Source organism: Acinetobacter sp. ABJ-A23_2, assembly GCF_044538765.1.
In the GTDB taxonomy this organism is placed as follows: Bacteria; Pseudomonadota; Gammaproteobacteria; order Pseudomonadales; family Moraxellaceae; genus Acinetobacter; species Acinetobacter nosocomialis_A.
Genome location: NZ_JBIUCP010000080.1, coordinates 1 through 7,880 on the forward strand (window position 1 = coordinate 1; position 7,880 = coordinate 7,880).

At 37.8% G+C, this 7,880-nt stretch carries 8 protein-coding genes; 7 read left to right on the top strand and 1 reads right to left on the bottom strand.

Going from position 1 to position 7,880, the window contains the following annotated elements; all coding sequences use genetic code 11:
- Positions 1-340 precede the first annotated feature (340 nt).
- The 7 genes from ACH63V_RS17510 to hisC all read left to right on the top strand — a co-directional run bounded on the left by ACH63V_RS17510 (position 341) and on the right by hisC (position 7,183).
- Positions 341-1,789: an RNA polymerase factor sigma-54 gene (locus tag ACH63V_RS17510; protein ID WP_396464233.1), complete on the top strand. Its 1,449-nt coding sequence runs from the start codon at positions 341-343 to the stop codon at positions 1,787-1,789.
- Positions 1,790-1,957: 168 nt separating this feature from the next.
- Positions 1,958-2,296, top strand: coding sequence for a ribosome hibernation-promoting factor, HPF/YfiA family (gene hpf / locus ACH63V_RS17515; protein WP_001167461.1), 339 nt, complete (start codon positions 1,958-1,960; stop codon positions 2,294-2,296).
- Between the two features lie 138 nt (positions 2,297-2,434).
- Positions 2,435-2,686 (top strand): BolA family iron metabolism protein IbaG, encoded by a 252-nt coding sequence (gene ibaG, locus ACH63V_RS17520; protein ID WP_002050455.1) that lies wholly within the window; start codon positions 2,435-2,437, stop codon positions 2,684-2,686.
- Between the two features lie 6 nt (positions 2,687-2,692).
- A complete protein-coding gene (murA, locus tag ACH63V_RS17525) occupies positions 2,693-3,949 on the top strand; it encodes a UDP-N-acetylglucosamine 1-carboxyvinyltransferase (RefSeq protein ID WP_396464235.1) in 1,257 nt (418 codons plus the stop codon).
- Positions 3,949-4,632, top strand: a complete 684-nt coding sequence (gene hisG / locus ACH63V_RS17530) for an ATP phosphoribosyltransferase (protein WP_068934120.1) — start codon at positions 3,949-3,951, stop codon at positions 4,630-4,632. The genes murA and hisG overlap by 1 nt, the downstream gene beginning before the upstream one ends.
- Positions 4,633-4,737: 105 nt before the next feature.
- A complete protein-coding gene (gene hisD, locus ACH63V_RS17535) occupies positions 4,738-6,027 on the top strand; it encodes a histidinol dehydrogenase (RefSeq protein WP_396464238.1) in 1,290 nt (429 codons plus the stop codon).
- A gap of 70 nt (positions 6,028-6,097) precedes the next feature.
- Positions 6,098-7,183 carry a histidinol-phosphate transaminase gene (gene hisC, locus ACH63V_RS17540; RefSeq protein ID WP_396464240.1) on the top strand — a complete coding sequence of 362 codons (1,086 nt, stop codon included), beginning with the start codon at positions 6,098-6,100 and terminating at the stop codon, positions 7,181-7,183.
- Between the two features lie 3 nt (positions 7,184-7,186).
- On the opposite strand, the gene ACH63V_RS17545 is transcribed toward hisC, so the two are convergent.
- The coding region (locus tag ACH63V_RS17545) for an anthranilate synthase component I family protein (protein WP_396464241.1) at positions 7,187-7,880 on the bottom strand (694 nt) is incomplete at its 5' end.

Genomic DNA, 7,880 nt, shown 5'->3' on the forward strand with positions numbered 1-7,880 from the left:
TCAGAAGTGAAACCTCTTAGCGCTGATGGTAGTGTGGGGTTACCCATGTGAGAGTAAGTCATCGCCAGCTCATTATTCCAAACACCCCAATCTCGAAAGAGGTTGGGGTGTTCTTTTATGCGTGGGAATAAAGTCAAGTTTAATCCACTAAACAACAAATCTTTCCGATAACTAAAATAGATTATTAGACGCAGTTCGAAATAACTTTAATATTATTTTAGAGGAATAAATTACTATTTTTCTCATGAAATGCGGAGTCAATATATAGGAGAAACCATTACTATATGCTATAAATAGCAAATAGGCATGATTTTTGCTTGTTTTTTGGAAAGAGAAATATATGAAATTATCTGTTGGATTGAAAGTTGCGAATTCTCTATCGTTAACGCCTCAATTGCAGCAGGCAATCCGATTACTGCAGCTTTCAAGTTTAGAATTAGAGCAAGAAATTCAGATTCAATTAGATAGTAATCCATTACTTGAAAAAGTGGAAGATGAATCACTAGTAGAAAGTTTATCCACTTTAGAAAAAAAAGAAGCAGATGATCTTACGACAGAGTTAAATGCAAACCATTTACCAGATGACTTGCCTGTGGATACTGAATGGGATGATATTTATACCCATCAGTCTACAGCTTTAGCTACCCCTGAATTTGAAGAGCGCGAGGATAACCGCCAAGTTCAGATGACACTTAAAGAGCATATGTTAGAACAAGTCAACTTACTGCACTTTTCAAAAATAGATCAGTTGATTGCTTATTGTATTGTGGATGCGTTAGACGATAAGGGTTTTTTAGATGCTGAGGTAGAAGAGATTATCTTAGCTGTACAACATTTATTAAATGAAATGGATGTTGAGGAAGAAGTCGAGGAAGATGAAGTCTTAGTTGTTTTAAAGCATATTCAACGCCTTGATCCAATTGGTATTGGAGCTCGTAACCTTGCTGAGTGCTTAAAAGTTCAGTTAGAGTTTTTGCCTAAAGATGTTGAATATCTAAAAGAAGCTAAAAATCTACTTCAATATTATGAATTATTGATTGCGAATGATCTCAATAAATTATTAAAGCAAACAGGTCTTTCTAAAGATCAGTTAAAGTTTGCAGTTGATTTACTAAAGACATTAAAGCCTTATCCGGGTATGGATTTTGAAAAGCAAGAATCAGAATATCAAACTCCTGATGTAGTAGTTGCTAAGAAGGATTTACATTGGCAAGTCCAGTTAAATCCTGATGTTATGCCAAAACTAAGAATTAATTCTTTTTATTCGAGTATGATTCGTAGGGCTGATCAGAGTGATGATAATTTATATCTGCGTAATCAGATGCTTGAAGCCAAGAATTTTATAAAGAGTATCGATGAGCGACATAAAACTTTATTAAAAGTCGCTACTTGTATTGTTGAGCATCAAAAAGCATTTCTTGAAATAGGTCCTGAAGCAATGAAGCCGTTAGTACTACGGGATGTTGCTGAAGAAGTTGAGTTACATGAGTCTACCGTTTCTCGGGTTACAACAAATAAATACATGCTGACACCACGTGGGCTTTTTGAGTTGAAATATTTCTTTTCTAGTCATGTTGGAACAACAGCTGGAGGGGAGGCTTCCTCAACCGCAATTCGGGCTATGATTAAAAAGTTAGTTTCTAATGAAAATCCACGTAAACCGTTGTCTGATAATGCAATTGCTAATTTATTAAAAGATGAAGGGATAGAAGTAGCGAGAAGGACTGTAGCAAAATATCGTGAATCGTTACATATTCCATCGTCATCCGAAAGAAAAGTCTTGATCTAAATTTTGAAGTATGACTATTCTAGATATTCATTATGACGAAATAATGAAATTTCAATTTCACCAAGAGGAGTAGCTAAAATGATTTAATTGTCCCAAATCATCTTTTTAGATTGCATTAAATCGTTTTAGTTCTTCTTTATATAACCCAAAAAGGTGAGGGATAGAATTATGCAAATAACGATTCGTGGACATCATTTAGCAATTACACCAGCTATAGAAGAAAATATTAAAGCAAAATTTAATCAGTTAACGAAACATCTTGATCAGGTGAATAGTATGCAGATTAAATTAACGAAAGATCATCAGATTGATAAGCGCTCGCATAAAGGTAGCTCTAATCATGTGGCCGAAGCGATAGTCCGGTTACCTGGAATTGAACTATTTGCTCAAGCAACAGCAGATGACATGTATACTTCAATTAAAAAACTGACTGAAAAATTAAAAAAACAATTGTTAAAATATCGAAAAATGCAATGTACGTATTCACAAGTTGCTGTTTCTATTTAATAAGTTTTTAATAATTGTGAGAGGCTTGAAATATAGCCTCTTTTTTATTGATAAAATATAAACACGTACTGAATTCTTTGAAAAAGTTATAGTAAAATACTTCGTTTTACACCGTAGGTTGTGCCAGAGGTCTTTGCAATGAATAGTGAACAGCTCACTCAAATTTTAAAAGAAGCTTTTCCTGAAGCGGAAGTAGCGGTGAGCGGACAGGCTGGAAAATTTGACCTCCGTATTGTGGATGATCAATTTGAAGGTAAGCGTACTGTTGCCCGTCAACAAGCAGTTTATGCACCATTAAATACTTATATTGCAAGTGGCGAAGTCCATGCCGTAACAATTCGTGCGATGACCAAAGATGAATGGCGCAAAGCAAGCCTTTTCGGAGCTTAAATATTAATGGATAAATTTTTAATTACGGGCGGTGTTAAGCTCGAAGGGGAAGTACGCATTTCTGGTGCTAAAAATGCGGCTTTACCATTACTTGCGGCAATGATTCTTGCTGACTCTCCAATTACATTAACCAATGTTCCAAATCTTAAAGATGTAAATACTTTGGTGAAATTAATTGGTGGTTTAGGCGTCACGATCAGTTATGAGAACGATACGGTCAAAGCTGATACCTCTACTTTAGATAACCAGTTTGCGCCTTATGAACTTGTAAAAACAATGCGTGCATCTATTTTGGTATTAGGACCATTATTGGCACGTTATGGAAATGCTAAGGTTTCGTTGCCTGGTGGATGTGCGATTGGCTCTCGACCTGTAGACCAACATTTAAAAGCTCTAGAAGCGTTGGGTGCGCATATCGAAGTTGAAAATGGTTATGTGCATGCGACTGTAGATGGTCGTCTTAAAGGTGGCGAAGTGATCTTCGATATGGTCACTGTAGGCGGCACCGAAAATATTTTAATGGCGGCTGCTTTAGCGGATGGTGTAACTACAATTCGTAATGCTGCGCGTGAGCCTGAAATTACTGATCTTGCTCAAATGCTTATTAAAATGGGCGCAAAAATTGAAGGTATAGATACAGATACACTTGTTGTTACTGGTGTGGAAAGTCTACATGGTTGTGAATACGCAGTTGTTGCAGACCGTATTGAAACGGGATCTTACTTAGCTGCAGCGGCTATTACTGGTGGCCGTGTAAAAACAACACATACAGATCCTTCATTACTTGAATCTGTTTTAGACAAATTTGAAGAAATGGGTGCTGAAGTCACCCGTGGTGATGACTGGATTGAATTGGATATGTTAGGTAAGCGACCTAAAGCAGTAAGCTTTAGAACTTTACCTCACCCAGAATTTCCAACCGACATGCAAGCGCAAATTATGGCCGTAAATGCAATTGGTCGTGGATTTGCAACGATTTCTGAAACCATTTTTGAAAATCGTTTTATGCATGTTCCTGAATTGTCACGTATGGGTGCTAATATTCAGGTTGAAGGCCATGATGCTGTAGTGACTGGGGTTGAAAAATTACAAGCAGCTCCTGTAATGGCAACAGATTTGCGTGCTTCATTCTCTTTGGTTTTAGCAGCTTTAGTTGCTGAAGGTGATACGTTAATTGATCGTATTTATCATATTGATCGTGGTTATGAGCATGTCGAAGAGAAACTTCAAGGTTTAGGTGCCAGAATTAAGCGAGTAAGTTAATGAATGACGTAAGAAACGATGATCCTAATTTTGATGTAATGGGTAATTTTGATCATGGTTTGACCTTGGCACTGAGTAAAGGGCGTATTTTAAAAGAAACTTTACCTTTACTTGCAACAGCAGGTATTAATTTGCTTGAAGACCCAGAGAAATCTCGTAAGTTGATTTTTCCTACAACACATAAGCAAGTTCGTATTTTGATTTTACGTGCGTCTGATGTGCCAACCTACGTTGAGAATGGTGCAGCTGATTTAGGTGTAGCAGGTAAAGACGTACTTATGGAACATGGTGCTCAACATGTTTATGAGTTACTGGACTTACAGATTGCAAAATGTAAGTTAATGACTGCTGGTAAAGTAGGAATGGAACGTCCAAAAGGTCGTTTAAAAATTGCAACTAAGTACGTCAATCTAACACGTCAATACTATGCAAGCTTAGGTGAGCAGGTGGATGTTATTAAGCTTTATGGTTCTATGGAGCTAGCACCACTCGTTGGTTTAGGTGACTATATTGTTGACGTAGTTGATACTGGAAATACTTTACGAGCAAATGGGCTTGAACCATTAGAAGAAATTTGCAAAGTATCCTCACGTCTTATCGTTAATAAAGCGAGCTTTAAGCGTAAGCAAGTTTTGTTAAATCCAATCATTTCCCAACTTGAACAAGCTGTTCAATCACGTTAAAAGTAATTTCCTATCATGCTTTTGCGATAGTTGTAGATATGATGCCCACAAGGCCTTAGAAAAAGAGTAAACTTGGTTTTTCTTTTTCGCCTTGTGGGTAAATTGATGCGACGTTTATCGACTCAAGATCAGAACTTCAAACAGGTTTTTGCAGAGCTTTTGGCCTTTGAAACCGTTAATGATCCTAATTTAGTTCAAACAGTAGATCAAATTATTGCTGATGTACGTCAGCATGGTGATGATCATGTTTTAAAACTTACTCAGCAGTTCGATCGACATCCAGCGCATCAATTTTCCGATCTAGAATTGTCTCAACAACAACTTAAAGCTGCGTTTGATGGTTTAAATCAAGAGATTCGTGAAGCCCTGCAACTCGCGGCTGACCGTATTCGTACATTCCATGAGGCTCAGAAACAAGATAGCTGGACTTATGTAGATGATTTGGGTAATACCTTAGGACAAAAAGTGACTCCTCTTGACCGAGTTGGGATTTATGTACCTGGTGGTCTTGCATCTTATCCTTCTTCTGTACTTATGAATGCAGTACCAGCACATGTGGCCGGTGTCCCTGAAATTATTATGGTGGTGCCTGCGCCAAATGGTGAACTAAATCCACTCGTTTTAGCTGCTGCTTATTTAGCTGGTGTTAGCCGAGTATTTACCATTGGTGGTGCACAAGCTGTTGCTGCTTTAGCTTATGGTACTCAGACTGTTCCACGTGTAGATAAAATCACTGGCCCTGGAAACCGATTTGTAGCAGCAGCTAAACGTGCCGTATTTGGTCAGGTTGGTATTGACATGATTGCAGGGCCTTCTGAAATTTTAGTGTATGCAGAAGGAGTGAATAATGCTGAGTGGTTGGCGATGGATGTATTATCTCAAGCTGAACATGACACAGTCGCTCAAGCCATTTTTATTACTCCTGATGAAGCTCTTTTAGACGCTGTAGAGTCTGCTATTGAGAAACACTTAAGTGAATTGCCAAAAGCTGATATTGCACGTACATCGATTGAAAATCGTGGAGCTTTAGTTTTAGTAAAAGACCGTGCAGAAGCTGTTGATTTGATTAATCAGGTTGCACCAGAGCATTTGGAATTGTGTCTTGATGATGCTGAAGCGATGAGCCAAGACATTCGTCATGCAGGGGCAATCTTCATGGGACGCTATACACCTGAAGCAATTGGTGATTACTGTGCTGGGCCAAACCACGTATTACCAACATCTGGCACAGCTCGTTTCTCGTCACCACTGGGTGTATATGATTTTCAAAAGCGCTCTAGCTTGATCATGTGCTCAAAAGAGGGTGTAAAAACATTGGCTAAAACTGCTGATGTACTTGCTGTTCAAGAAAATCTTGATGCTCATGCACGCTCGGCTCGTTATCGTTATCAATAAGCTTTAAGCCTTGTAGAATTTTTAATGATTATTCAGGGCTGACTTTTCAGCCCTTTTTTGAGATAAGACTATGACTGTATCTACAGCACAAATGCGTTTTTGGAGTCCTGAGGTTCGTGAGTTAGAGCCTTATGTGCCAGGTGAACAACCGAAAATCCAAAATTTATTAAAGTTAAATACTAACGAAAATCCATATCCGCCATCACCAAAAGTAGTAGAAGCAGTTCAAGCTGTGCTACATGAACAAGCTGATGCTCTGCGTCTATATCCAGATCCAGATGCGACAGCATTAAAGCAAGCAATTGCAAAACAACAGAATATTGATGTATCTCAAGTTTTTGTGGGTAATGGTTCTGATGAGGTGCTTGCTCATATCTTTAAAGCATTTTTCCTTCAAGATGAGCCAATTCTGTATCCAGACATCACTTATAGTTTTTATCCAGTTTATAGCCAATTCTTTGGAACAAAAACAAAAGAAATTCCACTTAATGAGAATTTCGAGATTGATGTCAAAGATTATGCACAACCCAATGGTGGCGTGATTATTACTAATCCTAATGCACCAACTAGTATTGCGCTCAGCTTGGCAGAGATTGAACAAGTACTACAAGACAATCCAGACCGTGTGGTTGTGATTGATGAAGCTTATGTTGATTTTGGTGCTGAGTCAGCTGTAAGTTTGGTAAACCGTTATGAAAATCTTGTGGTGTGCCAAACAACTTCAAAGTCTCGTTCGTTGGCTGGTTTACGCGTTGGATTTGCGATTGCTCAGTCGCATTTGATTGCGGCACTTGAAGCGGTAAAAAATAGTTTTAATTCATATCCAATTGATCGCTTCGCTATAGCAGCGGCTGTTGCTTCTTTTGAAGATCAAGCTTATTTTGAAGAGCAGTGTCAAAAAGTTATTACAAGTCGAGAAAAACTGGTTAGTGATTTAACTGAACTTGGCTTTAATGTTTTGCCATCAAAAGCGAATTTTATTTTTGCTTCACATTCGCAATATGATGCTGGGCAATTAGCCCAGAAGCTGCGTGAGCAGGGCATTATTGTCCGTTATTTCAATAAGCCTCGCATTAATCAGTTTTTACGTATCACGGTTGGAACTGATGAGCAAAATACACGTTTAGTTCAAACTTTGAAGCAAGATATTCTTTAAAATTTATTCTGCTGTGCTGTTCATCAAGTTCAGCATAGCAGAGATTTTATCTAAACTTTCTTGATATTCAGCTTCAGCCTCTGAAGCGATAGTAATACCGCCACCTGCCCAAATAGAGAGCTGGTTTTGATATTGTTGAAAGCTACGAATTAGAATATTCCAACGCCCAGTACCATCAAAATTAAAATATCCCAAAGTCCCGCAATATGCTCCTCTTGGCGCACCTTCTAACTCTTCAATAATTTGCATTGCTCGAATTTTAGGGGCACCAGTAATTGAGCCTCCTGGTAAAGCACTAAGCAACATTTGCATAGGATTAATATCATTTTTAAGTGTAGCCGTAACTTCACTTACCATATGGTGAACTTGATTGAAGCTTTCAATTTCGAATAATTTTGTTGTTTTTACCGAACCTGTATTGGCATAAATGCTCAAATCATTACGTAATAAATCAACGATCATGACATTTTCGGCCTGATCTTTTTGAGAGTTTTTTAAGGTTTGCTTTGAAAGTAAATCTTGTTCTTTATTTTCGTAACGGGGCATTGTGCCTTTAATTGGTCGGGTTTTTATTTGCTTATCTGTATTAAATTCAATAAATAATTCAGGAGAGCAACTTAATAACTCAAAATCTTTTAATTTTAAATAACCAGAATATGGAGCATTGGTTAAATTCCATAAAGCTTCTGCTTTATTT